Genomic DNA, 24,874 nt, shown 5'->3' with positions numbered 1-24,874 from the left:
TCGTGGTCTCGAGCGGCAGTCAACACGACGGGGGTGGCCCACACCACAGGTTGGACGAACGTTGCAACCGCCGCCCGGACGACAAGGTGAGGGGCCATCCCCCGGCTCAGAACGAGAGGACGGCCCGGCCCCGCATCCCGCCCGCCCCCGGCGCACGGTGCGCGTCGGCCGCCTTGTCCGCCGGGTGGGAGCCCGCGACACGCGGCGTCAGCCGCCCGGCCGACGCCGGCGCGCGCAGCGCGTCGAGCCGGTCGCGGCGTTCGACCACGATCCGGCCCCCACCGGGTGCCACGTGGTCCCGCGCTCCGGCGGCCCCTCGTGGCCGCGGTGCGGGGCGCGGGTTCACGGCGCGAACCGCGCCCCGATGCCGTCGAGCACGAGTGCGAGCTTGCGCTCGACGTGCCGCACCGGGTCGTCGACGATCGCTTCGACGACGGCACGCAGGTCCGGCGCGCAAGCGTCCAGCACGGCGCGCATGGGCTCCGACGGCCGGTCCGGGTCGTCCGGGTCGCGCAGCCGCGCAGCCTGGTCCGCGGCGTCGTCGATGAGGTCGAGGACGGCGTCGACGGCGGTCATCGCGTCGGTGAGCGAGAAGCCGCGCGCGGTCAGCCCGCGCACCAACCGCTCCATCCGCCGGGCCGCGACCCAGACCAACCGCCCCTCGTAGCGGCGCACGAGCCCGGCGTAGCGGAGCAGCAGCGACCACCGCGTCCACGCCTCCGTCTCCAGGAACGCGCGCCAGTCGCTGTCGTCCGGCGGCAGCGGCGCCTCACCGAGGATCCGCTCCAGCCCGGCCGCGACGAGGTCGTCGCGCCCGGAGATGTAGCGGTAGAGCCCTGCCGGCGCGACACCGAGCGTCGTCGCGACCGCGCCGATCGACACGGACTCCACGCCCATCTCGACGGCGGCGTCGACGATCAGCTCCCGGCTCAGCCTCGGCTTCGGTCCCGGACGGCGGCCGGGCCGCACGTGCTCCACGGCCACGCGACGATCGTAGTGCCGATGATTGCGAATTGTCTTCACAGATGACTAAGGTGTGCCTAACCAGATCGACCGGGGAGGCTCCGATGCTGTACGCGACCGTGTCCGTCGCCGAGGTGCGGGACGTCGGTCCGCACCTGCGCCGCGTCACGCTGGAGGGCGACGGGCTCGCCGGGTTCCGGACGATCGCGCCGGACCAGCAGGTGAAGCTGTTCTTCGCGCGCGACGGCGGCGTCCCTGAGCTGCCGGGCACGCCGAAGGACATGAGCGAGGTCGCCGACTGGTACGCCCGCTACCTCGCGATGCCGGACGAGGTCCGGCCGTGGATGCGCACGTACTCGATCCGGCGGGCGATGCCTGACGAGCGGCGGGTGGAGATCGACTTCGTGCTGCACGCGGACTCCGCGGGACCGGCGTCGGCGTGGGCGGCTGCGGCCGCACCGGGCGACGTGATCGGGCTGCTCGGGCCCGCGCAGAGCCGATACCGCGAGCCGCAGCCGGGCGATCCGCTCCTGCTGGCGGGAGACGAGACCGCGCTGCCCGCGATCGCGGCGTGGCTGGAGTCCCTGCACGCCGACGACCGCGCGTCCGTCCACATCGAAGTGTCCGGACCGGACGACGAGCAGGACATGGTGTCGACGGCGGACGTGACCGTCCACTGGCACCACCGCGGCGACGCCGCGCCGGGCACGTCGGACGTGCTGCTCGACGGCGTGCGCGCGGCCGCTCCGGCGCCGCCGCTGTTCGCGTGGGTCGCCGGAGAGGCGTCCGCGGTCCGGGCGCTGCGCCGCCACCTGGTCGGCGAGTGCGGACTGGACAAGCGCGCCGTCGCGTTCACCGGCTACTGGCGCAGGCGGATGACCCAGGACGACGCGCCGACGGCCGAGGACGCGGCCGACGCCGCCGAGATCATGGCCGATCTCGAGACGCAGGGGGCCTGACCGTGTCCACCGCCGTCGCCGAACCTCTCGCCGAGGCACCGCCCGCGGACGCCGAGCCGTCCGCGAAGGAGCTCGCGAAGGCGTCCTCCTCCGCACTGGCCCGCCTACGCGCCCCGGTCATGGGGCGCACCCGGATCGCGATCGTGCTCGCCGCGCTCGGTGCGCTCGCCGCACTCGTCCCGTTCGTCGCGCTGGCCCGGCTGGCCGAGCTGCTGCTCGCGCCCGGCCCGGTCGACCGCGGCGAGGTGGTCACCGTCGTCTGGCTCGTCGTGGCCGGGCTCGGCGCGCGCGGCCTGCTCTCCGGCGTGGCACTCGCGATCACGCACCTGGCCGACACGTCGCTGCAGGCGCACCTGCGCCGCAGGATGATCGACCGTCTCGGCCGGGTGCCGCTGGGCTGGTTCTCGGACACGTCGTCCGGGATGGTCCGCAAGTCCGCGCAGGACGACGTCGACGACCTGCACCACCTCGTCGCGCACCACTCGGTGGAGCTGACCGGCGCCGTCGTGCTGCCGATCGGCGGCCTGGCCTACCTGGTCTGGCTGGACTGGCGGCTCGCCCTGCTGGCGATCGCGACGCTGCCGGTCTACGGCGCCGCCTACGCGATCATGATGCGCGGCTACCAGGACCGGATCGCGCACATGAACGTCGCGTTCGGACGGATCAGCGCGGCCGTCGCCGAGTTCGTCGGCGGCATCGCCGTGGTGAAGGCGTTCGGACGCGCCCGGCGTGCGCACGAGGCCTACCGGCGCACCGCCGCCGAGTTCGGCGAGACCTACGCCGGGTGGGTCGGGCCGATGCTGAGGCTGTCGTCGCTGTCCTCGATGGCACTGGTCGGACCCGTGATCGCGGTCGTGAACCTGGCCGGCGGGATCTGGTTCGTCGCCGAGGGTTGGGTGACGCCGGTCGAGGCGATGACCGGGCTGCTCGTCGCCCTGATCCTGCCGTCGACGATCACCGCTCTCGGGTTCGGCGCCCAGTCGCGGCGCACGGCGGCTGCCGCAGCGCTGCGGGTGCAGACGTTGCTGGACACGCCGCCGCTGCCGGTCGCTTCGGAGCCCCGCGTGCCGGACGGTCACCGCGTCGAGTTCTCCGACGTCCGCTTCTCCTACGACGGGCGTTCCGACGTCCTGCGCGACGTCACGTTCGCGATGGAGCCGGGCACGGTCACCGCGCTCGTCGGACCGTCCGGATCCGGCAAGTCCACACTGGCCACGCTGCTCCCCCGGTTCCACGACGTCACGGCCGGCGCGATCCGCCTCGGCGGTGTCGACGTGCGCGACGTCGCGCCCGAGGAGCTCTACCGGCACGTCGGGTTCGTGCTGCAGGACGTGCAGCTGCTGCGGATGTCCGTCCTGGACAACATCCGGCTCGGACGGCCGGACACCTCGGACGCCGCCGTCCACGCCGCCGCGCGCGCCGCCCAGATCGACGCCCGGATCCGGGCGCTGCCGCGGGGGTACGACTCGGTCGTCGGCGAGGACGCCGTGCTCTCCGGCGGTGAGGCGCAACGGGTCTCGATCGCCCGCGCCCTGCTGGCCGACACACCGGTGCTCGTGCTCGACGAGGCCACGGCGTTCGCCGATCCCGAGTCCGAGGCCGCGATCCAGGACGCACTGTCCGAACTGGCCAGCGGCCGGACGCTGCTGGTGATCGCGCACCGGCTGTCCACGATCACCGGCGCGGACACGATCGTCGTGCTCGACGACGGCCGCGTCGCCGAGTCCGGGACCCACGAGCGGCTGCTCGCCGCCGGAGGTCGCTACGCCCGCATGTGGGAGGCCGCACGATGATCCGCGACCTGGAGGCGATCCTCGGGGCGGAGCACCGCGGCGCCCTGCGCACCTACCTGGCGACGGTCGTCGCGCACGCCGTGTGCCAGGGCCTGGCCATGGTGCTGCTCGTGCCCGCGCTGGAGCGCCTGTTCGCCGGTGACACCGCCGGTGCCGTGCGGTGGACGGCCGCGCTCGCCGTGGCCGCCGTCGCCACCTGCGTGCTGCACTACGTCGCGGCCATGCGCGGGTTCGCCGTGGCGGTGACCGTGCTGCGCACGCTGCAGGCCCGCGTCGGCGACCACGTGGTGGCGCTGCCGCTCGGCTGGTTCTCCGCGGAGCGGACCGGTCGTCTGTCCAAGATGGTCACCGGCGGAACGGTGTCGCTGGCCGGCATGTTCGCGCACCTGCTCGCACCGCTGATCGTCGGCGTGGTCACGCCGGCCACGATCGGGCTGGCGATGTTCGTCTTCGACTGGCGGCTCGCCCTGTGCGCGCTGGTGGGGGCACCGCTGCTGTTCGTGATCTTCCGCTGGTCGGCGGGCCGGATCGGCCGCAGCGACGAGCTCACCGACGCTGCCGCCGTCGCCGCAGGGGACCGTGTCGTCGAGTTCGCGCGGACCCAGCGGGTACTGCGCGCGTTCGGCCGCGGCGCGGAGGGGCACCGTCCACTGGAGACCGCCGTGGAGAACCAGCGCGCAGCCGGACGGCGCGCGGTGTGGTCGTTCGTGCCGGGCACGATCGCGGGCGGGTTCGGCGTGCAGCTCGTGTTCTCCGCGCTGATCGTCGTCGGCGTGCTGCTGGCGCTCGGCGGCGACCTCGACCCGGTCCGGCTCGTCGCCGTGCTGGCACTCGCAGCGCTGTTCGCCGGCCCGCTGTCCGAGGTCGTCGAGCTCTCCGGGGCGACCCGCATGGCACGCAACGACATCCGCCGGATCGCGGACGTGCTGGCCGAGTCGCCGCTGCCCGAGCCGGACGTCTCGTCGCCGACGACCGAACCCGGCGCGGTCGAGTTCGCGCACGTGACGTTCGGGTACGACCCGGCCGTCCCGGTCCTGCGCGACGTGTCGTTCCGGGTGCCGCCGCGGACGATGACGGCGCTGGTCGGCGCGTCCGGGTCGGGCAAGTCCACGATCGCGCGGCTGACGTCCCGGTTCTTCGACGTCGACGGCGGCGTCGTGCGCGTCGGCGGCGTCGACGTGCGCGACCGGTCGACGGACGACCTGATGGCGCAGCTCGCGCCGGTGTTCCAGGACGTCTACCTGTTCGACGACACGCTCGAGGCGAACATCCGCGTCGGACGCCCGGACGCCTCCGACGCCGAGGTGCGCGACGCGGCCGCCCTGGCCGGGGTCACCGAGATCGTCGACCGGCTCCCGGACGGGTGGGCGAGCCGCGTCGGCGAGGGCGGCACGTCGCTGTCCGGCGGTGAGCGCCAGCGGGTGTCGATCGCGCGCGCCGTGCTCAAGGCCGCGCCGGTGGTGCTGCTCGACGAGGCGACGGCGGCGCTGGACCCGGAGAACGAGCGGGTGCTCTCCGAGGCCGTCCCGGCGCTGATGGAGCGCTCGACACTGCTCGTGATCGCGCACCGTCTGTCCACGGTGGTCGCGGCGGACCAGATCGTCGTGCTCGGCGACGGTGACGACGCCGGCCGGGTCGTGGAACGCGGCACGCACGACGAGCTGCTCGCGGCGGGCGGGCGCTACGCCGCGTTCTGGCACGAACGCAGCCGCTCGACCGGCTGGCGGCTGTCCACCGGGGCCGCGCAGTGATCCGCATGGCGCTCGCGGGGGTGGCGGTGGTGCTGCTGCTCAGCGGGTGCGGCGGGGCCGCTCCGTCCTCGCCGTCGGCGGTGGCCGACGACGGCGCGTTTCCGGTGACGATCACGCACGGGCAGGGCACGGTGACCGTCCCGGCCCGGCCGCAGCGCGTCGTCGTGCTCGGGTTCGCGGACGCCCAGATCGCGACGGCGCTCGGCGCACCCGTCGTGGCGGCGGCCCGCAACCCGTCGAACCCGGACGGGAACTGGGCCGGCGTGACACCGCCGCTGCCGCCGGACGTGACGGTGCTCGACGGCGTGACCCCGAACCTGGAGGCGATCGCCGCCGCGCAGCCGGACCTGATCCTGATGACGACGGCGCAGCCGACGTTCGCCGCGAGCTACCCGCAGATCTCCGCGATCGCACCGACGCTGTCCCACCTCGGTCGCCTGCTGGAGGACCCCGGCGACGAGCTGGTGCGCGCCATCGGCCGGGCCACCGGCCGCACCGCCGAGGCGGACGCGCTCGTCGCACGCTCGGACGCGACGATCGCCGCGGCGGCGGCCCGCCATCCGGAGCTGCGGGGGCGGTCGTACGCGTTCGGCCAGTACTACGGTGGACAGACGTTCGTCGTCGTCGCACCGGACGGGCCGACAGCGGAGTTCTTCGGCCGTCTCGGTATGCGGGTCGCACCCGGGCTGGCGCGCCTGCCGGTCCAGCAGGCGGGCACGGCCGTGCTGCCGCCGGAGAACCTGGCGGCGCTGGACTCGGCGGACGTCGCGTTCTTCGGGCTCTACGCGCCGGGCGACGAGCAGCGCTTCCGCTCGCAGCCGCTGGCGCGGAACCTGGGTGTGCTGCAGGGCGACCGGTTCCGGGTGCTCACCACGGACGAGGCGAGCCTGTTGCTCGCTCCGAACCCGGCCACGACGGAGGCGATCCTGGCGCTCGTCGAACCCACGCTCGCGCGCCTCGGCTGAGTCTCGTCTCTTGTGACGATGTGATGCCGGTCACCACTGCTTCAGGCTCTACGCGGGGTCGAGCGGAGGGAGACCGGCCATGACCGGAGTCGTGAACACGGCGGGCGGCGTGCAGGCTGCACCGATGAACCCGTTGCAGGACCGGACGTTCGTGACGGACATGACGATGGAGGACGACGTCGCCCGGCCGGTCGTCGACGGAACGCGGATCCGTCTGACGTTCCGCGCGGGTCGCCTGGACGCGAACGCCGGATGCAACGCCGTCGGCTTCCCGCTGACGGTCGAACCCGGGCGGCTGCGCACCGGCGAGTCGATCTCCACGCTGATGTTCTGCGGCGAGGAGCGGATGGCGCAGGAGACGTGGCTGACCACGTTCCTCGACGCCGATCCGGAGTGGTCGCTGTCCGCGAACGGCCTGCTGCTGCGCTCCGGCCACGAGTGGATGGAGCTGACCGAGGAGATCGGCGAGCCCCGCCCGCTGTGGGACCGCCGCTTCCGGTCCGTCTCGGTGACCGGCACGCCGCAGCCGCTCGTGCCGGGCACCTCGATCCTGCTCACGTTCACCGAGGCCGGGAGCCTGGTCGTCGAGGCAGGGTGCAACACGATGACGTTCCCGTACACGACCGGCGGGGACGCCGCGCTCATCGTCGGCAACCCGAGCGGGGCGACCGAGATGGCGTGCTCGCCGGAGCGCATGGACCAGGACGGCTGGATCGCCCGGTGGCTGCCCGAGGAGCCGTTCGACGGGCTGCGGGTCGTCGGCAACACGATGACGCTGACGCGACGCGACGCCGAGCTGGTGTTGACCGAGGAGCCCGCGCAGGACACGGTCCCGGGTGTGCCGGAACCGACGTCGTCGCCCGAGGCGCCGGGCGGGAAACCGATCCTGGAGAACCGGCGCTTCCGGTCGGTCGAGGTCACCGAGAACGGGGCCCCGCGGCCGCTCGTCGAGGGCACGGTGATCGACCTGACGCTGTTCTCGGACAGCCTGTCCGCCAACGCGGGCTGCAACACGATGGGCGCGTCGCTGACCGTGACCGCGGACCGGCTCGTCGTCGGTCCGGTGGCGTCCACGCTGATGTTCTGCGGACCGGAGCTGACCGGTCAGGACCAGTGGCTCGCCGGGTTCCTCGGGTCGGGTCCACAGTGGTCGGACCCGTCGGCGGGCCTGCGGCTGACGTCGGGCACGACGACGATCGTGTTCACCGAGGTCGGTCTCGGGTTCGGCATCGAGCCGACGGAGCTGTGGGGCACGACGTTCGACTCCGTCTCCGTGAGCGAGAAGGGGATCGTGCCGGCCCCGGTCGTGCCGGGCACGACGATCACGCTCACGTTCACCGCGCCGGACCGGCTCACGGCGCGGGCCGGGTGCAACACCCTCGGGTTCCGGGTCGTCGCCGGGACCGACCGGCTGACCGTCGACGACGACTTCTCCTCCACCCGCATGGCGTGCACGCCGGAGCTGACGGCGCAGGACGAGTGGCTGGCGAAGGTCCTCACCGACGACCCGGAGTACGTGTTCACCGGCAAGGCGCTCACGCTCACCCGCGGGAGCACCTCGATCGACCTGGCGCCCCGGATGGGCAACAGGGAGGGCTGAGTCAGCCCGCCATCGTCAGGCCGCCGCTGACGGACAGCACCTGGCCGGTGATGTACGACGCGTCGTCGGAGGCGAAGAAGCGCACCGCGGCGGCGATCTCGGCCGGCTGGGCGAGCCGGCGGAACGGGATCGCCCGGATCAGCGACTGGGCCAGCTTCTCGTCGACACCGTCGTGGAACAGCGGGGTGTCGGTCGGGCCGGGACACACGACGTTGACGCCGATCTGGTGACGCGCCATCTCCCGGGCCAACGACTTGGAGAACGCGATCACGCCGCCCTTCGCCCCGGCGTAGATCGTCTCCCCGGAGCTGCCGACGCGGCCGGCGTCGCTCGCGACGTTGACGATCCGGCCACCGTTCCCGGCCTCGACCATGGCGGGCAGGAACGCGCGGCACACGTGCACCTGGCCGAGGTAGTTGATCGCGACGACCTTGTCCGCGAACTCCGGCGTGGCGTCCAGGAACGGGCCCGTCTTGTCCCAGCCCGCGCAGTTGACCAGCACCGACGGCGTCCCGAGCTTGTCGGCGACGGCGGCCGCGAGGTTCGCGACGGAGTCCGGGTCGGCGACGTCGACGGACTCGGCGACGATCCTGTCCGGGTTCTGCTCGACGGTCCCGGCCGCGCCCTCGTCGGACAGGTCGGCCGCGACGACCCGGTCCCCGGCTCCGGCGAGCGCGATCGCGACAGCCCGCCCGATCCCCGACCCGGCTCCGGTCACCACGGCGATCCGGTCGCTCATCCGCGCACTCCCTGTTCGTCGACGACGGCGTCCCCGGCGAACCTATCCGCTCCCCACTGCGCGACGCTCGGGCACGCCCGCACGATGATCGGAGGTCCGGCCCCGATCGGCGCCACGAGCGGCATCGATCCGCACCGATCCTCCGATCATGTGCCGCGCCACCCCGGGCCGGCGGTCGAGGCGAGCAGCGCCGCCGGAACTACACCGTCTGTCGCCGGGGCAGCACCCCGGCGGACCCCATGATCAGCGGTCCGGCGTCGACAGGTGCCACCAACGGCCTCGATCCGCACCAGAACGCCGATCACCCGCCACCGCCGGGCCGACCGGACACCGGTGATCGACCGTCCGGCAGCGATCCGTGCCACCCACGGCACCGGTCCGCGCCCGACCGGCGATCACGCCGGGACCGGGCCTCCCGCCCAGCGCGTCGACGGCCGGAGCGCCGCCAGCCGTCGGTACTGCTCCAGCACGTCGCGGGCGGCGGGCACGAGGATCACGCCGGACACCCCGGCGTCGGCGAGCGCGTTCAGGCCGTCCGCCACCTGCTGCTCACCACCGACCAGCGCCCACCGCTCCAGGGCGTCGAACGGCAGGCCGTACTGGCCGCCCACGAACGCGGCGGCCTCGTCGCGGGCAGCGCTGTCGTCGCCCGCACCGTCGCCGACGTGCACGAACAGCATCATCAACCGGCTCGGAACCGGTCGTCCGGCGTCGGCCGCGAACTCACCGAGGCGCTCACCCACCTCCCCCGCCCGCCGCGCCGACATCCAGACGCCCATCCACGCGTCGCCGACCCGGGCAGCACGGCGCAGCGCGGCGTCCGACCGCCCACCGACGACGATCGGCGGTACCGCGGACGGCGCCGGTTCCAGCGCGGGCGACCGGGTCGGCAACAGCGGACCCCGGTGGTCCACGGCCTCACCGCGCAGCAGCGCCGTCACGATGTCCAGCGACTCGTCGAGGCGCGCGCCGCGCTGCGCGACCGGGACGCCTGCGGCCTCCCACTCCTGCGGGTTCTCCCCGCCGACGCCGACACCCAGCAGCACCCGCCCGGGGGCCAGAGCGTCCAGGGTGGACACCTGCTTGGCCGTCCACACCGGATGGCGCATCGGGAGCAGCAGCACGCCGGTGCCGAGCGCGATCCGCCGCGTGCACCCGGCCGCGCCGGACAGCGCGCCGAGCGCGTCCAGCAGCGGCGGGTGGAAGCTCAGGTGGTCGCCGACCCAGCCGGAGTCGAACCCGAGCTCCTCGGCGAGCGCGGCGCCGGCGAGCAGCGGGATGCTGCCGGCCCGGAACGGGTCGAACGTCGGGATCATCACGCCGTACCCGCACTCCGCCATGCCGCTCCCCCGTCCGTTGACGCCCGGTCCGCACCGAACGTAGCGTCGCCCCTCCTGGCGATCGCGAAGGGGCGGGATGGACTTCGGCTTCACCGACGAGCAGGAGGCGTTCCGTGCCGCCCTGCGCGAGTTCGGCGCCAAGGAGCTGGCGCCGCACTACCGCGCCGACGACGTCGCGGCCCGGATGCGCCCGGAGCTGCCCGCGGCGATGGCCGGGATGGGCCTGACGGGGCTGCGGATCCCCGAGCGGTTCGGCGGGCAGGACGCGGACGCCGTCACGACCGGTCTGGCCGCCGAGGAGATCTCCCGCGCCGACTTCAACTCCTGCTACCTGCTGCTGAACTCCGCACTCGTCGCGGAGATCCTGCTGGCCGGCGCCACCGAGGAACAGCTGTCGCGCTGGCTGCCGCCACTGGCGCGCGGGGAGACCGTCCCGGCCCTGGTCCTGACCGAGCCGGACCGCGGTTCGGACGCCGCCCACCTCGGGCTGCGCGCCGAGCCGGACGGCGACGGCTGGCGGCTCGTCGGCGAGAAGACGTCGATCTCGCTCGGGATGTACGCGCACGTCGGAGCCGTGTTCGCACGCACCGGGCCGGAGGGCGCCCGCGGCGTCTCCGCGTTCATGGTCGACATGACCGACCCCGCGCTGTCCCGCACGGCGCTCGACGATCTCGGCAGCCGTGCGATCGGGCGCGCCAGCCTGTACTTCGACGGCGTGCGGGTCGGCCCCGAGGACATGGTCGGCGAGGCGGGCGAGGGCTTCCGGGCCGTGATGCGCGGGTTCGACTACTCGCGCGCCGTGATCGGGTTGATGTGCCTGGGCGTCGCGTCCGCGGCACTGGACGACGCGCTCGACTACGCCCGCGAGCGGGAGGCGTTCGGGCAGCCGATCGGCCGCTTCCAGGGGCTGGCGTTCCCGCTCGTCGAGTTCGCGACGCAGGTCCGTGCGGCCCGTCATCTCTGCTACGAGGCCCTGTCGCTCAAGGACTCGGGGAAGGATCCGGCCGTGCCGGCCAACATGGCGAAGTGGTGGGCACCGAAGCTGTCCGTCGACGCCGTGCACCAGGCCCTGCTCACGTTCGGGCACGCCGGGTGGTCCACCGACAACCCGGTCGGCCAGCGCCTGCGCGACGTGATCGGACTCGAGATCGGCGACGGGACGGCACAGATCGCCAAGCTCGTCGTGGCGAGACACCTCCTGGGCCGCGAGTACGCGCCCTGACCCTCCTCGCCCGCCGACCCCCCTCGCCCGCCGACCCTCCACGCCCGCCGACCCTCCACGCCCGCCGCCTCGGCTCAGACCCGGACGGCGGACTCCGCTCCCAGGCGGCCGAGCTCACCGAGCCGGGCCGCACAGTCGTCGATCATCCGGCGGGTGATCTCCGCGGCGGGCGCGAGCTCGGCGAAAGCGCCGACGACCTGTCCGATGTAGTACGACTCCAGCGCCGTCGCGCCGGGGTGCCCGGCCTCCGCGGCCTCGTCGATCCGATCCCACGCGTCGCCGGTCAGCATGGGCTGCAACGGCATCGGGAGCGGCGCCGGGCTACCCGGGCGCTCCCACTCGTCGTGCCAGGCACTGCGCAGCTGGCGGGCGGGCTTGCCGGTCCTGGCCGGGGACCGCAGCGTGTCACTGCTGCTCGCGGACAGGAACTTGCGCTTCACGGAGTCCGGCGTGATGTCCTCGTGGCTGGCCAACCAGACCGATCCGCACCACACGCCGGACGCGCCGAGCGCCAGCGCCGCGGCCATCTGCCGACCGGACGCGACACCGCCCGCGGCGAGCACCGGCGCGTCGCCCGCCAGGTCGACGATCTCGGGCGTGAGCACCATCGTCGTGATCGTGCCGGTGTGCCCGCCAGCCTCGGTGCCCTGCGCGACGAGCACGTCGACGCCGGCGTCGAGCTGGCGGCGCGCGTGCTCCGGCTTGCCGACGAGCGATGCGACGGCCACCCCGGATGCCTTGGCGCGCTCCACCATCGTCGCGGGCGGCGGGCCGAGCGCGTTGGCGACGAGCGCGACCGGGTGCGCGAACACGACGTCGAGCAGGGCCTCGACGCCGGTGGCGTCGAAGTTCGCCAGCAGCTCGCCGCCCTGCTCGTGCGGGCGGGAACGGGCCGGGATCTCGTAGCGCTCCAGAAGCTCGTCGACGAACCGGACGTGCTCGTCGGGGATCTGGGCGCGCAGGCTCGCGAGCAGGTCGGCCGGGTCACCGTGTGCGACGTTGCCGGGCACGAGCAGGTCCACGCCGTACGGGCGCCCCTCGACCTGCTGCTCGATCCACGTCAGCTGCGCGTCGAGCTGCTCGGGCGTGTACATCGTCGCGGCCAGCACGCCGAACCCGCCGGACCGGCTGACCTCGGAGACGACGCCGGGTGAGCGGTTGAACCCGACCAGCGGAGCCTCGACGCCGAGCAGGTCGGTGAGGGCGGTGCGCATCGGCGTCTCCTGATTCGTGCGACGGCATTTCCTGAACGATGGTCGTCCGTAACCGGCTCGGACGATAAGGTGACGGTCGTCGTTCAGCAACCCCCGGAAGGTCCGCGATGAGCCGCCCGTCGACCGAGTGCAGCGAGGGCGCGCGATGAGCACCGCCGCCGGTCGCCCGCGGGACCCCGAGGTCGACCGCCGGATCGCCGACGCCGCCGTGGACCTGTTCGGGCGCACCGGATGGGCCGGGTTCTCGATGGACGCGGTGGCCCGCGCGGCGGGCGTCGGCAAGGCGTCGATCTACCTGCGCCACCCGTCGAAGGAGCGCCTGCTCGCGGACGCGCTCACCCACCGGCTGGCCGACGTGGCCGACGTGGACACCGGCACGCTCCGCGGCGACCTGGTGCTGCTCACCCGGCAGCTGCTGGACATCTACCGCGGCGAGAGCGGCCGGGCCGTGCTGCGTCTGATCGTCGAAGCACCGTCCATCCCGGACGTCGGATCGCGGTGGGAGTCGCTGCGCGAGTCGCAGGTGCTCGCGGCACGGGCGATGGTGCGGCGCGGCATCGGGCGCGGCGAGATCCCGGCGGAGACGTCGGTCACGATGCTGCTGGACACGCTGTGCGGCGGAGTGCTGATGCACGTGTGGTCGGCGCCGGAGCATCTGCAGGCCAGGATGGCCGCCGACGTCGAGTCGTACGCCGCCGAGCTCGTCGACTTCCTGGTCGGTGCCGTGCGCAGGGACATCTGACCCGCCGTTGTCGCGCGGCACCGCCTCCGGTTACCGTCGATACGGACGGAGACCGTTCAGGAATAGGAGGTCCCGTGATCGACCCGAGCACGCCGGTCCTGGTCGGCGTCGGACAGGCCTCCGAGCGGATCGACGACGACGGCTACCGCGGCCTGTCCGCCGTCGACCTCGCCGCCGAGGCCGCGCGGGAGGCTCTGCGCGACAGCGGCGTCGACCTCGCCGGCCCTGTCGATGCAGCCGCGCGGGAAGCACCGCGCGACAGCGGCGTCGACCTGGCCGACGCGATCGACGTGGTGGCCGCCGTCCGTCAGTTCGAGGTGTCGACGCCGTTCTCGCACGCGCCGCTCGGGCGCTCGGACAACGTGCCGCGCTCGGTCGCCGCACGGATCGGCGCCGACCCGGCCCACGCGATCCTGGACGTCACCGGCGGGCAGTCGCCGCAGCACCTGGTGACCGAGATGGCGCAGCGCATCGCCGCGGGAACCTCCGAGGTGGCACTCGTCGTCGGCGGGGAGGCGATCTCCACCGCCCGTCACCTGTCCGGGCGCGACGACGCGCCGGACTTCTCCGAGGCCGTCGCAGGACAGCTCGAGGACCGGGGCTACGGGCTTGCCGGTGTCGCGACGCGGGCCGAGCTCGCCCACGGCCTGACCACACCGGCGCACCGGTACGCGTTGCTGGACAACGCCCGTCGAACCCGGCTCGGTCGCACCGCGGCCGAGTACGCGGCCGAGATGGGCGCACTGTTCGCCCCGTTCAGCGCCGTGGCGGCGACGAACCCGCACGCCGCCGCGCCGACCGCCCGCACGGCCGACGAGCTGGCCACGCCGGACGAGCGCAACCGCCCGATCGCCGACCCGTACACCCGCTACCTCGTGTCCAGGGACCAGGTGAACCAGGGCGCGGCCGTGTTGCTGTGCTCGGTGGGCACCGCCCGGCGGCTCGGCGTCGCGGAGGACCGGTGGGTGTTCCTGCACGGGTACGCCGACCTGCGCGAGCGCGACCTGATGGACCGCCCGGACCTGGGCACGACGCCGGCGTCGGCCACGGCCGTCCGGGCCGCGCTCGACCGTGCCGGGATCGACGTCGACGACCTGTCCACACTCGACCTGTACAGCTGCTTCCCGATCGCCGTGTCCGCGCTGTGCGACGCGTTCGGCATCGCACCGGACGACCCGCGCGGGCTCACGCTCACCGGCGGGCTACCGTTCTTCGGCGGCCCGGGCAACGACTACTCGCTGCACGCCATCGCCGAGACCGTGCAGCGCTGCCGGGCGGCTCCGGGCACGTTCGGGCTGGTGGGAGCGAACGGCGGGATCGCGTCGAAGTACTCGGCGGGCGTCTACGCCACCACACCGACGCCGTGGCGGACGCACGACGACGCGGAGCTGCAGTCCGAACTGGACGGCGTCCCGGCGGCGCCACGCGCCGAACACCCGGACGGTCCGTCCACGGTGGAGTCATGGACGGTGCTGCACGGGAAGGACGGGTCGCGCACCGGCGTCGTCGTCGGCCGCCTCGACGCCGACGGTCGCCGTTTCCTCGCCCGCGTGCCGGACGGCGACGAGGAGACGCTCGACCTACTGGCCGGCGAGCCGGCGGGTGCGTCGGTCTACGCGCGCTCGTTCGGCCACGGGAACCGCGTGACGACGGACCGGGAGCGGATGGACGCGCTGTGCCCGCGCCGGTCCGTCGGGTTCGGAGGCGGCTACGAGCACGTCCGGATCCACCGCGACGGGCACGTGCTCGAGGTGACGATCGACCGCCCGGACGCGCGCAACGCGGTGCACCCTCCGGCGAACGACGAGCTGGACGAGGTGTTCGACGCGTTCTTCGCCGACGACGACCTGTGGGTCGCGATCCTCACCGGCGCGGGCGACACGGCGTTCTCGGCCGGCAACGACCTGCGCTGGACGGCGTCCGGCAAGCCGATGTGGACGCCGAAGAACGGCTTCGCCGGGCTCACGGCCAGGCAGGCGATGACGAAGCCGGTGATCGCGGCCGTGAACGGCTACGCGCTCGGCGGCGGGTGCGAGATCGCGATGGCCTGCCACCTCGCCGTCGCCGACGAGACCGCGTCGTTCGGCCTGACCGAGGTGAGGGTCGGGCTCGTCGCCGCCGCGGGCGGTGTGGTGCGCCTGCCGCGGATCGTCGGGCCGCGCCTGGCCACCGAGATGATCCTGACCGGACGGCGCCTGAGCGCATCCGAGGCGCTCGACGCCGGTCTGGTGAACCGCGTGGTCGGCGCCGGCAAGGCCCTCGACGGCGCTCGCGAGCTGGCCGGGGAGATCCTGGCCGGCTCGCCGACGTCGGTGCGGCTGTCGTTGCGCATGATGGCCGAGGCGGACGCCGTCCCGGACACGGTCGAGGCGGCCGCGGCCCCGTCGTCCGCGGTGGACGAGCTGATGCTGCACGCCGACACGATCGAGGGCGTCACGGCGTTCGCGGAGAAGAGGGCTCCGGTCTGGCGGAACCGCTGACCTCGGCGCCGGGGATCAACCGCAGGCACACCCGCCGCAGGACGCCGCGCAGCTCGTCGTCGCCGAGGTGGGTCAGCGCGGTCGTCACCGGTCGGAGATCGTTCAGCATCCGGAACCCGGCGATCTCGTCCACGGTCGGGTGCTCGCCGAACAGCAGGCGCATGCCGCGCTCCCAGAGCTCGTCGATCCGCGCCTTCGCGGTGGGCCGGTTGCGCACCCCGGGATCCGACGGGTCCACCGGCGCCAGTGCGCGGTGCGAGCGGACGACCTGGTCGACGAACCCGTCGACGACGATCCCGATCCGATCCGCCCGGCCGGACGCCGCCTCCGCCCGGTCCAGGACCGCCTCCACGGCGTCGACGTGCTGGCTCATGAGCGCGTCGAGCAGGGCGTCCTTCGTGCGGAAGTAGTAGTAGACGTTCGCCTTCGTCACACCGTGCTCGTCCGCGATCCGCTGCAGCGACGTCGCCGTGTAGCCGTGCGCCGCGAACAGCCGCCGCGCCGTGTCGAGGATCCCCGCGCGGGTCCGCTCCGCCTGCTCCGCCCGCGTGACCACGCCCGGATGCTACAGTCGTTTCATTAGCCGATCGGCTAATGAAATCGAGGAGGCGTCATGACCGTGCTCGTGACCGGCGGGACCGGGTTCGTCGCCAGCTGGTGCGTCAGGGCGCTGCTGGAACGCGGTGAGACGGTGCGGACCACAGTGCGCGATCTCGGTCGGGAACCTCGCGTGCGCGCCGCGGTCGGCGAGCCGGGCGACCGGCTCGAGGTGGTCGCGGCCGAACTGCTCGCCGACGACGGCTGGGCCGAGGCGATGAAGGGCTGCACGCGCGTCCTGCACGTGGCGTCCCCGATGGCGGCCGGAGACCCGGCCGATCCGGAGGAGCTGATCGCGCCCGCCCGCGAGGGCGCCGTCCGCGTGCTGCGCGCCGCCGCCGACGCCGGCGTGCCGCGCGTCGTCATGACGTCGAGCTGCGCGGCCGCGACTCCCCCGCCGGGAACGGAGGGCGACGTCGACGAGCGCCTGTGGACGGACCCCGAGCAGGCGGGACTGGACACCTATCGACGGTCCAAGGTACTGGCCGAGCGCGCCGCGTGGGACGCGGCCGCCGGGTTCGGCGGGACGACGCTGACCACCGTGCTGCCCGGCGCCGTCTTCGGACCGATCCTGTCGCCGGACGGGCGCGGGTCGGTGGAGGTGATCGGCAGGCTGCTGCGCGGGATGCCGGGTGCCCCGCGGATCGGGCTGAACGTCGTCGACGTCCGGGACGTCGCGGACCTGCACGTCCGCGCCGCGTTCGCGCCGGAGGCAGCGGGGCAGCGCTACATCGCCGTCGGCGGTTTCCTCTGGATGTCCGAGGTCGCCGCCGAGCTGCGGGAGCGTCTCGGCGGGCAGGCCCGCCGGGTGCCGAGGCGCACGCTGCCGGACGTCGCGCTGCGCGTGCTGGCCCGCTTCCGGCCCGAGCTCGGCGGGATCGTGCCGATGCTCGGCCGGCGCTACGGCTACGACACGACGAAAGCGCGCACCGAGCTCGGCTGGTCACCGCGCCCGGCGCGCACGACGGTCGTCGACTGCGCCCGCAGCCTCATCGACCACGGGGTGGTGTGAGCCTCAGGCGAGGTCCGGCCGCAACGGCGTGCGCTCGCCGGCCTCGACCGGGACCGTGACGGTGTTGCCCGCGGGCGGGAGCGGGCAGGTCGCGTGCGCGATGAACGCGCACGGCAGGTTCACCGTGCGGTTCAGGTCGATCACGAGCGTGCCGTCCGCGCCCGGGTCGTCCACGCGCAGGATGCGACCGCCGCCGTACGTCTCCTGCCCGGACGTCGCATCCCGGAAGTGCAGCCCGAGTCCGCCGTCCTTGCCGGGCAACGCGCGCAGCGTCTGCGTCGCACCGCCGAGCTCGAACTCGACCGTCCCGACGACCGTCGGATAGTGGTGCAGACCCGCGACGACGGCGTCGACGGTGATCGTCTCCGGCTCGTCGTACGGGGTGAAGCGCCCGGTCACGACCCAGCTCTCGTCGACCGGGAAGACCGGCACCCCGGAGAACGCGGTCCGGGTGATCGCCTGCGGGTCGCGGACACGCAGCGCGTAGTCGTCGGTGCGCCGCGCGATCTCGACGACCTTGTCCCCCACCGACACCATCACACCCGGCAGCCCGTCGACCGGCTGCATCCCGACCGACCCGCCCACCGGGCGGTCGTCGAGCCGCACCTCGTCCTCGGCCGTGACGCCGGACAGTTCCACGGTGTCCGCGTCACGCACCCGCCATGTGCCGGGCAGGCCCGCTATCTCCGTGGGCTCCGAGGTCAGCCAGTGCAGTGCCGTGATGCTCAGCCAGCCGTGCGGCTCCTGCAGCCACTGCTCGCGCTCGTCGTGCCATGCCTGCCACGTGGTGCGCAGATCGTGCTCGGTGGTGGTCATCGCTCTCCCAACCCAGGCGTCGCCGTCCCCGGCCGCAACGCTCCGCACCGCCCGGACCTTCCCGCGCGCGGAACCGGCTCCCGCGTGGTCCGCAGCGCACGCGGCAGCACCACGATCCGCGCGGGACGCCTCAGTGCACCCGCGACGGGCGTTCTCGGTCCGGGTCGGACCGGGTCAGGAGCAGGACACCGGCGAGCGCGAGCACGACACCGACGGCGGCGGGCACCTCCCACCCGTCGCGGATCCGGTCGCCGAGCAGCACCAGCCCCACGATCCCGGGGACGACGACCTCGGTCACCGACAGCACCGCCGTCGCCGTCCCCACGGACCCGTCCCGCAGCGCGGCGGCGAACGCGAGCACGCCGAGCACGCCCATCACGACGACGGCGTACACGAGCGGGTCGCGCAGCAGGTCACCGATGGAGCTCCAGGACACCGGGCCCGGGTGCAGCGCACGCACCGCCAGTGCCGTGCCGCCGAACCCGAGGCCCGCCAGGAGCGCCAGCAGCATCGGTCGCCCGACCCGCCACACGAACGGGGCCGCGACCAGGAGCAGTCCGAACGACACCAGCAGGATCGGGGTGGCCGCCTCCGGCAGGTCCTCCGGCCGGTCCGGTGCCGCGCTCCCCGCCACCAGCACCAGACCGGCGAGCACGGAGACCACGCCGACCCGCTCCCGTCGCACCAGGTTCCACGGGCTCCACCCGTTGTCCGCCAGCGTGGTCAGCGCGATCGCCCCGGCCAGGATCGCCTGCACCGCGAACACCGGCAGGAACCGCAGCGCGACGACCGTGAGCAGCCAGGCCAGCACGTCGGCGACGAGACCGGCGATGAACCACGGCTGCAGCCACAGTGCCCGGCCGTACCGGGCGAGCCTGCTGCCGCGGGCCTCCCAGAGCGCGGCGACCGTGTTGCCGACCATCGCGCCGGCGGCGGCGAGCAGGGCGAGGATCGTCATGCGTGCGAGTGCTCAGGCCTTCGGCAGCAGGACTTCGCCCTCGAGCCCGTCCGGGTCGCGGAAGAACGTGCTGTAGACACCGCCGAAGTCGTTGACCTGCCCGTCCCCCGCCCCGGCCGCGACGATCCGCTCCCGGATCGCGTCGAACGCGTCGCGGCTCGCGGCCTGCAGGCCGACGTGGTCGATCCGGCCCCGGCCCCACATCGGGGTCTGGCGGTCGGCCTCCGTGTTGCCCTCCTGGACGACGATGTTCAGCTCGGTGTGCGGGCCGATGCGGATCGTCGTCATGGTCTCGCCGGGGCCGTGGTCGCGGGTCGGGCCGACCTCCGCCTCGAACACGTCGGTGTAGAAGCGGCCCAGACGGGCCACGTCCTTGGAGATCCAGGCGATGTGGTTGACGCCGTCGAGCAGCACGGTTCCTCCCCGGGTCGGTCCCCTCGATCCTCGCCGCCCCGGGCGCGGCCCACCACTCCGGCGCGCCGCGCGTCCTCGCTTTCTGTCGGTGGGTGATGCGAACATATGTTCGTGCGAGGCGCGGCGACCATCCTGCATGCCGATCTGGACGCGTTCTACGCGTCGGTCGAGCAGCGGGACGACGTGCGGTTGCGTGGCCGTCCGGTGATCGTCGGCGGTGGGGTGGTGCTGGCCGCGAGCTACGAGGCGAAGGCGTGTGGCGTGCGCACGGCGATGAACGGGCGCCAGGCGCGGGCGCTGTGCCCGTCCGCACGGGTGGTCCCGCCGCGGATGGAGGCCTACTCGGCGGCGTCGAAGGCCGTGTTCGCGATCTTCCGGGACACCACGCCGTCCGTCGAGGGGCTGTCGATCGACGAGGCGTTCATGGAGGTCGGCGGCCTGTGGAAGATCGTCGGCTCGCCGGAGGAGATCGCGCGACGGCTACGGGCCCGCGTGGCGACGGAGGTCGGGCTCCCGATCACGGTCGGGGTGGCGCGCACGAAGTTCCTGGCGAAGGTCGCGAGCGGGGTGGCCAAGCCGGACGGGCTGTTGGTGGTGCCGCCGGACGGGGAGACGGACTTCCTGCACCCGCTCGCCGTGGAGCGGCTGTGGGGCGTCGGACGGGTCACGGCCGAGAAGCTGCACGCGCTGGACGTGCACACGGTCGGCGAGGTGGCCGGGCTCGGCGAGCGCGCGCTGGTGTCGTTCCTGGGCAAGGCGTCCGGGCGGCACCTGCACGCGCTGGCCCACGGGCTGGACCCGCGCCCGGTCGACACCGGGAAGCGGCGCAGGTCGATCGGCTCGCAGCGGGCGCTCGGGCGTCGGCCGCGCAGCGAGGAGGAGCTGGACGCGATCCTGGCCGGGATCGTGGACCGGCTGGCCCGCCGGCTGCGCGGCGGCCGGGACTCGCCGACCGAGGAGGAGGACACGCCTGCTCCCGACGCCACGGGCCGGATCGAGGACACGGAGTTCGACGTGCCGGAGTCCGACGGGGCGGTCGCCGTCGGCTCGGGGCCGGTGCCGGAGCCACGAGCCCGCCGCGGGCGGGTGTGCCGGACCGTCGTGCTGCGCCTGCGGTTCGGGGACTTCACCCGGGCGACCCGCTCGCACACGCTGGCGGTGTCCACCGCGCACACGCCGACGCTGCTGGAGGCCGCCCGTGCGCTCCTGCTCACGGCGATGCCGCTGATCCGCGAGAAGGGCATCACGCTGCTCGGCCTGTCACTGTCCAATCTCGACGGAGACGGCGCGGTGCAGCTCGAGCTGCCTCTGGACGCGCACAGCGGCCCGGCGCTGGACGTCGCCCTGGACGCGGTGCGGGCGAGGTTCGGCAGCTCGTCGGTGAGCAGAGCCGTGAACATCCACCGCGACGACGGCCTGCTCGTCCCGTTGCTGCCGGAGCACCAGTAGGGAGGTCAGCAGGAGGGCGCGTTGGCGTGATCGCCGTTCGAGCGGATGTAGTAGTTCGTCACCCAGCCCTCCTGCGGGGAGGCGATGCGGTACCAGACGGGATCGCCCTGCACGGCCTCGCCGCGCGACCAGCACCGGACGCGCACCGGGGTGTTCGACTCCGGGATCTTCGCGACGAGCGAGGACCCGGTCGTCGGCCCGGACCGCACGGCGACACCCGGGATGCTGGTGCGTGCGCATCCGGCCACGAGCACGACGAGCAGGAGGGCGGGAACCACGCGGAGAAACCGGCGCGCCATCGGTCCCCCTCGTCGCATCACTCGTTCGGGTCGCTGTGACGACGGAGAGTAGGACTTCCGGCTCGATCCACCCGCCAGCGACACGCTCCGGAGTGGCTCGGACCGCAGGTTGGCACGCTGATCCGGACTCCGCGCTCCGGTCCGGCGTTCGCACGCGTCCGACCGGCAGCACTCGCCGGATCGGCGCACGTTCCGCGGGACCCCGCGCTCTCCGGAGCTCCTCGCGCGGCCTCGGGACACTGCGCGGCCGGGCCCGGCCGAGCCCGGCCGCGCAACGCCCGGATTCGCGCGCTGATCCGGTCTCCGCGCGCTGATCGGGAGTTCGCACGCGTCCGACCGGCAGCGTTCCCCGGATCAGCGCGCGTTCCCCGGATCAGCGCGCGTTCCCCGGATCAGCGCGCGTTCCCCGGATCAGCGCGCGTTCCCCGGATCACCACGCGTTCCCCGGATCACCACGCGTCCGGGCCGCCCGGCGAGGCGACGACCGCCCTCACCGCGTCGTGACGCTCCCCAGCATGGACTCGGGGCCGGCCGTCGAACCGGCGGCGACGTCGACGCCGTCGGCGGTCGCGCTGCCCGCGGCCCAGACGTCGGCGCCGTCGAACGCGGGGCTGGTGAGCCGGTAGTCGAACGTCCGCAGGACCGCGTCCGGCCGATGGCGGCGCGGGATCTCCAGCGCGAGCATCGCCAGCAGCGGGCCCTGCACGACCAGGCCGGGGTAGCCCTCGACGCCGGTCGCGTACTCGCGGTCGTAGTGGATCCGGTGCGTGTTGTAGGTCAGCGCGCTGAACCGGAACAGCAGTTGCGGCGTGGCGGGGATCCGGAACGCGTGGTCGTGCGCGGGCTGCGGGACCGGCTCCGGAGCCGGGGTGCCGCGGGCCGTTCCGGCCGGTTGCGAGCGGTACACGATGTCCTGCTCCTCGGTGAGCAGGTGCCGGTCGTCGGCGGCGTCGTGGAACGCGTGGCTCAGCGTCACGAACGCCATCTCGCCGCTGCGCCCGGACTTGACGTTCACTCCGGTGATCGACGTGCGGCGGCGGACCGGCACCCCGACCCGTATCGGCTCGTCCACGCGCAGCCGTCCGCCGGCGAACATCCGCCGCCGGTCCGGAACCGGCGGCAGGAAATGACCGTGCGCGGGGTGTCCGTCGTCGCCGAGTTCGGATTCCGCCGGGTGGTCGAGGAACGCGAACCAGTGCCACAGCGGCGGGACCGCCTCACCCTCTGCGGCTGCGCTGCCCGGCAGGTCGAGCATCCCGGAGAACGCCGCGACGTCCCAGGCGCCGACGGCGTCGACCGTCTCGACGGGATCCGGGGTCCACCCGTCCAGGGCATCGGCGAGTGCCGTCACGACTCCTCCAACCAGCGAAGGATCTGCTCGGTGTGCTCCCCGGCGTCCGGGACGCCGCCGTCCGGCTCCGCCCAGCCGGAGGTCACCGGCGGGACCGGCATCCGGACCGGGCCGCCGGGCGTCGGTGTGTCCCGCCAGCGGTCGCGGGCGGCGAGCTGCGGGTGCTCGGCGAACTCGCCCATCGTGCGCTGCTGCGCGTTCGCGACCCCCGCGTCGTCGAGCCGTCGTCGAGCCTCGCCCGCGGGGAGCCCGGCGAACGCGGCGTCGACGATCCGGGCGAGCTCGTCGCGGTGGGCGTTGCGGGCCGCGTTGCCGGCGAACCGCTCGTCGGTCGCCAGCTCGGGGCGCTCCAGCACGTCGGCGCAGAACCGTTCCCACTCGCGCTCGTTCTGGATCGCCAGCGTCAGCACCTCGCCGGTTGCGGTGGTGACCGGACCGTACGGCGCGATCGTCGCGTGGCTCGCGCCCGCGCGCACCGGATCGGACCCGCCGTAGTGGCCGTACAGGTACGGGAAGCCCATCCACTCGCCGAGCGCCTCCAGCATGGAGACCTCGAGGGCCTGACCTTCGCCCGTCGACGCGCGCTGGTGCAGGGCGGCGAGCACGCCGGAGTAGGCGTACATACCAGCGGCGATGTCGGCGACCGCGATCCCGGCCTTGGCCGGGTGCTCCGGCGTCCCGGTCACCGAGACGAACCCGGCTTCGCACTGGATGAGCAGGTCGTAGGCCTTGCGCTCGGAGTACGGTCCGCCCGCGCCGTAGCCGGAGATGTCGCACGCGACGACCCGGGGATGGCGTTCGACGAGCTGTGCCGCCGTGATCCCGAGCCGTTCGGCCGCCGACGGCGCCAGGTTCTGTACGACGACGTCGGCGCGCGCGACCAGTCGCTCCAGCGTGTCCCGGCCGCCGTCGGACTTCAGGTCCAGGGTCACGCTCTCCTTGCCACGGTTCAACCAGACGAAGTGGCTCGACTGCCCCAGGACGACCGAGTCGTAGCCGCGGGCGAAGTCGCCCTGCCCCGGACGTTCCACCTTGATCACGCGGGCGCCGAGGTCGGCCAGCTGCCTCGTCGCGAACGGCGCGGCCACGGCCTGTTCGACGGCGACGACGAGAGTGCCCGCCAGCGGTCCGGGTGGACGGGTCGGTCGGGTCACCGTGGCACTCCTGAGGGTCGGGGCGATCTCCCGCACCGTACGACCGGGCACCCGGCCGTGCGCGGTGTCACCCGTCACGGCTCCGGTGGCCCGCGCGGAGCAACCGCGACAGGACCGTTCGGATGAGTCGCCTACGTCGGTCGACGGATGCACTCGGACGGCCCGGAAAGGCGGCCTGACCTGGGCCTTGCCGCCGTCGACGTCGCTGCCTAGCGTCGATCACATCATGACCCGTTCGGTCCGGTTCCGGTCGCCGTGACACGCGCGGACACACCATCCGATCGACCGGAGATCGGGTCCACTCCCGCCGGGGTGTCGCCCACCGCCCGCTGGGAGATGCCGCGTCCCCGCGCGACGACGGAGGGCGAGACGCCGCCCGGCAGTGCACCGGGTCCGAGCGATACGCCGGCACCGCGCCCCGCCGAACCGGAGATCGGATCGCCGGCCGCGGCGCAGGACACCGGCACCGCGCCACACGACCCCGTCGCAACAGCGACGAGTGACTCGTCGGACAGCTCCGCACCGATGTCCACCGCCGCCGCGCCGGTGGCGTGGACGGGCCGTGAGCGCGGCATCGAGCCCGACGCGGCTGCCGCGCCCGCTGCCGCTCACTGGCCGCGAGCCGCGGAACGCCGTGCCGCGGCCCGCGCGGCGGCCGACGAGCGCAGGGCAGCCGACGAGTGCAGGGCAGCCGACGAGCAGGCCGCCGCACTGGCGACGGCACGCCGGGCCGCGGCGACGCGGGACGCCACGAACCGCGCCGCCCGCAGAGCCGCCGCACGCCGGTCCACCCGCGGCCGGATCCGGAGGTTCCGTACACCGGTGGCGGCCGCGGTGCTGGGCGTCGCCGTCGTCGCGGCGACCGGAACGGCGAGCACACCGACCGGCACGCTGCTCGACGTCCACGCCGGGCCACCATCGGGTGTCCGGTCCGACCCGCGGACCGTACCGCCGGTCACCGCGTCGCCCGCCACGACGACCGTCCCGTCCACACCGGACTCCTCCGTGCGCGGTCCGGCTCCCGGCGCGCCCGATCCCGCATCGGGATCCGGGGCC

Annotated in this window: 22 protein-coding genes; 10 read left to right on the top strand and 12 right to left on the bottom strand. The window is 73.9% G+C overall.

Annotation, left to right across the window (positions count from 1 at the left end):
- Window positions 1-106: 106 nt before the first annotated feature.
- Together EV378_RS27445 and EV378_RS27440 are read right to left on the bottom strand one after the other, a co-directional pair.
- The gene (locus tag EV378_RS27445; RefSeq protein ID WP_132430283.1) at window positions 107-292 is read right to left on the bottom strand and encodes an MDR/zinc-dependent alcohol dehydrogenase-like family protein; all 186 of its coding nucleotides are present in this window, start codon (window positions 290-292) and stop codon (window positions 107-109) included.
- 50 nt (window positions 293-342) lie between these two features.
- Window positions 343-984: a TetR/AcrR family transcriptional regulator gene (locus EV378_RS27440; RefSeq protein WP_132430282.1), complete on the bottom strand. Its 642-nt coding sequence runs from the start codon at window positions 982-984 to the stop codon at window positions 343-345.
- 83 nt (window positions 985-1,067) lie between these two features.
- Between EV378_RS27440 and EV378_RS27435 the strand changes: the two genes are divergently transcribed.
- From EV378_RS27435 to EV378_RS27415, 5 genes are all read left to right on the top strand, one after another.
- The gene (locus EV378_RS27435; protein WP_132430281.1) at window positions 1,068-1,922 is read left to right on the top strand and encodes a siderophore-interacting protein; all 855 of its coding nucleotides are present in this window, start codon (window positions 1,068-1,070) and stop codon (window positions 1,920-1,922) included.
- A 2-nt stretch (window positions 1,923-1,924) separates the two neighbouring features.
- Window positions 1,925-3,715 carry an ABC transporter ATP-binding protein gene (locus EV378_RS27430; RefSeq protein WP_243653789.1) on the top strand — a complete coding sequence of 597 codons (1,791 nt, stop codon included), beginning with the start codon at window positions 1,925-1,927 and terminating at the stop codon, window positions 3,713-3,715.
- A complete protein-coding gene (locus tag EV378_RS27425) occupies window positions 3,712-5,466 on the top strand; it encodes an ABC transporter ATP-binding protein (protein WP_132430280.1) in 1,755 nt (584 codons plus the stop codon). Before EV378_RS27430 ends, EV378_RS27425 begins: the two co-directional genes overlap by 4 nt.
- 5 nt (window positions 5,467-5,471) lie before the next feature.
- Window positions 5,472-6,431: an ABC transporter substrate-binding protein gene (locus EV378_RS27420; protein ID WP_132430279.1), complete on the top strand. Its 960-nt coding sequence runs from the start codon at window positions 5,472-5,474 to the stop codon at window positions 6,429-6,431.
- Window positions 6,432-6,510: 79 nt separating this feature from the next.
- Complete coding sequence (locus EV378_RS27415; protein WP_132430278.1) at window positions 6,511-8,031, top strand: META domain-containing protein; 1,521 nt, start codon at window positions 6,511-6,513, stop codon at window positions 8,029-8,031.
- Between the two features lies 1 nt (window position 8,032).
- Here EV378_RS27415 and EV378_RS27410 read toward each other — a convergent pair whose 3' ends face one another.
- Both EV378_RS27410 and EV378_RS27405 read right to left on the bottom strand, forming a co-directional pair.
- Complete coding sequence (locus tag EV378_RS27410) at window positions 8,033-8,770, bottom strand: SDR family NAD(P)-dependent oxidoreductase (RefSeq protein ID WP_132430277.1); 738 nt, start codon at window positions 8,768-8,770, stop codon at window positions 8,033-8,035.
- Window positions 8,771-9,165: 395 nt separating this feature from the next.
- Window positions 9,166-10,110, bottom strand: coding sequence for an LLM class flavin-dependent oxidoreductase (locus EV378_RS27405; RefSeq protein ID WP_132430276.1), 945 nt, complete (start codon window positions 10,108-10,110; stop codon window positions 9,166-9,168).
- Between the two features lie 76 nt (window positions 10,111-10,186).
- Between EV378_RS27405 and EV378_RS27400 the strand changes: the two genes are divergently transcribed.
- Window positions 10,187-11,332 (top strand): acyl-CoA dehydrogenase family protein, encoded by a 1,146-nt coding sequence (locus EV378_RS27400; RefSeq protein ID WP_132430275.1) that lies wholly within the window; start codon window positions 10,187-10,189, stop codon window positions 11,330-11,332.
- A 74-nt stretch (window positions 11,333-11,406) separates the two neighbouring features.
- On the opposite strand, the gene EV378_RS27395 is transcribed toward EV378_RS27400, so the two are convergent.
- Window positions 11,407-12,546, bottom strand: a complete 1,140-nt coding sequence (locus EV378_RS27395; RefSeq protein ID WP_132430274.1) for an NAD(P)H-dependent flavin oxidoreductase — start codon at window positions 12,544-12,546, stop codon at window positions 11,407-11,409.
- Between the two features lie 145 nt (window positions 12,547-12,691).
- Here EV378_RS27395 and EV378_RS27390 point away from each other — a divergent pair, with 145 nt between their 5' ends.
- On the top strand, window positions 12,692-13,288 hold the full coding sequence (locus EV378_RS27390; protein WP_132430273.1) for a TetR/AcrR family transcriptional regulator: 597 nt from the start codon (window positions 12,692-12,694) through the stop codon (window positions 13,286-13,288).
- Between the two features lie 74 nt (window positions 13,289-13,362).
- On the top strand, window positions 13,363-15,768 hold the full coding sequence (locus tag EV378_RS27385; protein ID WP_243653788.1) for an acetyl-CoA acetyltransferase: 2,406 nt from the start codon (window positions 13,363-13,365) through the stop codon (window positions 15,766-15,768).
- On the opposite strand, the gene EV378_RS27380 is transcribed toward EV378_RS27385, so the two are convergent.
- Window positions 15,722-16,324 (bottom strand): TetR/AcrR family transcriptional regulator, encoded by a 603-nt coding sequence (locus EV378_RS27380; protein ID WP_132430272.1) that lies wholly within the window; start codon window positions 16,322-16,324, stop codon window positions 15,722-15,724. The genes EV378_RS27385 and EV378_RS27380 overlap by 47 nt on opposite strands.
- Before the next feature lie 57 nt (window positions 16,325-16,381).
- On the opposite strand from EV378_RS27380, the gene EV378_RS27375 reads away from it, so the two are divergent.
- Entirely contained in the window at window positions 16,382-17,377 is a 996-nt protein-coding gene (locus EV378_RS27375; protein WP_132430271.1) for an NAD-dependent epimerase/dehydratase family protein, read from the top strand.
- 3 nt (window positions 17,378-17,380) lie between these two features.
- On the opposite strand, the gene EV378_RS27370 is transcribed toward EV378_RS27375, so the two are convergent.
- The 3 genes from EV378_RS27370 to EV378_RS27360 form a co-directional block, all read right to left on the bottom strand.
- Window positions 17,381-18,193 carry a DUF1684 domain-containing protein gene (locus EV378_RS27370; protein WP_132430270.1) on the bottom strand — a complete coding sequence of 271 codons (813 nt, stop codon included), beginning with the start codon at window positions 18,191-18,193 and terminating at the stop codon, window positions 17,381-17,383.
- 130 nt (window positions 18,194-18,323) lie between these two features.
- Complete coding sequence (locus EV378_RS27365; protein ID WP_132430269.1) at window positions 18,324-19,151, bottom strand: hypothetical protein; 828 nt, start codon at window positions 19,149-19,151, stop codon at window positions 18,324-18,326.
- 12 nt (window positions 19,152-19,163) lie between these two features.
- Complete coding sequence (locus tag EV378_RS27360) at window positions 19,164-19,565, bottom strand: VOC family protein (RefSeq protein ID WP_132430268.1); 402 nt, start codon at window positions 19,563-19,565, stop codon at window positions 19,164-19,166.
- Window positions 19,566-19,670: 105 nt separating this feature from the next.
- Between EV378_RS27360 and dinB the strand changes: the two genes are divergently transcribed.
- Window positions 19,671-21,014 (top strand): DNA polymerase IV, encoded by a 1,344-nt coding sequence (gene dinB / locus EV378_RS27355; protein ID WP_132430267.1) that lies wholly within the window; start codon window positions 19,671-19,673, stop codon window positions 21,012-21,014.
- A 5-nt stretch (window positions 21,015-21,019) separates the two neighbouring features.
- On the opposite strand, the gene EV378_RS27350 is transcribed toward dinB, so the two are convergent.
- The 3 genes from EV378_RS27350 to EV378_RS27340 all read right to left on the bottom strand — a co-directional run bounded on the left by EV378_RS27350 (window position 21,020) and on the right by EV378_RS27340 (window position 23,818).
- Window positions 21,020-21,292, bottom strand: a complete 273-nt coding sequence (locus tag EV378_RS27350) for an SH3 domain-containing protein (RefSeq protein ID WP_165922505.1) — start codon at window positions 21,290-21,292, stop codon at window positions 21,020-21,022.
- Window positions 21,293-21,803: 511 nt separating this feature from the next.
- Entirely contained in the window at window positions 21,804-22,664 is an 861-nt protein-coding gene (locus tag EV378_RS27345) for an HTD2 family dehydratase (protein WP_243653787.1), read from the bottom strand.
- Window positions 22,661-23,818 carry a CaiB/BaiF CoA transferase family protein gene (locus EV378_RS27340; RefSeq protein WP_132430265.1) on the bottom strand — a complete coding sequence of 386 codons (1,158 nt, stop codon included), beginning with the start codon at window positions 23,816-23,818 and terminating at the stop codon, window positions 22,661-22,663. Before EV378_RS27340 ends, EV378_RS27345 begins: the two co-directional genes overlap by 4 nt.
- Between the last annotated feature and the right edge of the window lie 1,056 nt (window positions 23,819-24,874).

The sequence above is a fragment of the Pseudonocardia endophytica genome, assembly GCF_004339565.1.
Lineage (GTDB): Bacteria > Actinomycetota > Actinomycetes > Mycobacteriales > Pseudonocardiaceae > Pseudonocardia > Pseudonocardia endophytica.
This window is presented reverse-complemented; position numbering and strand designations above follow the sequence as displayed.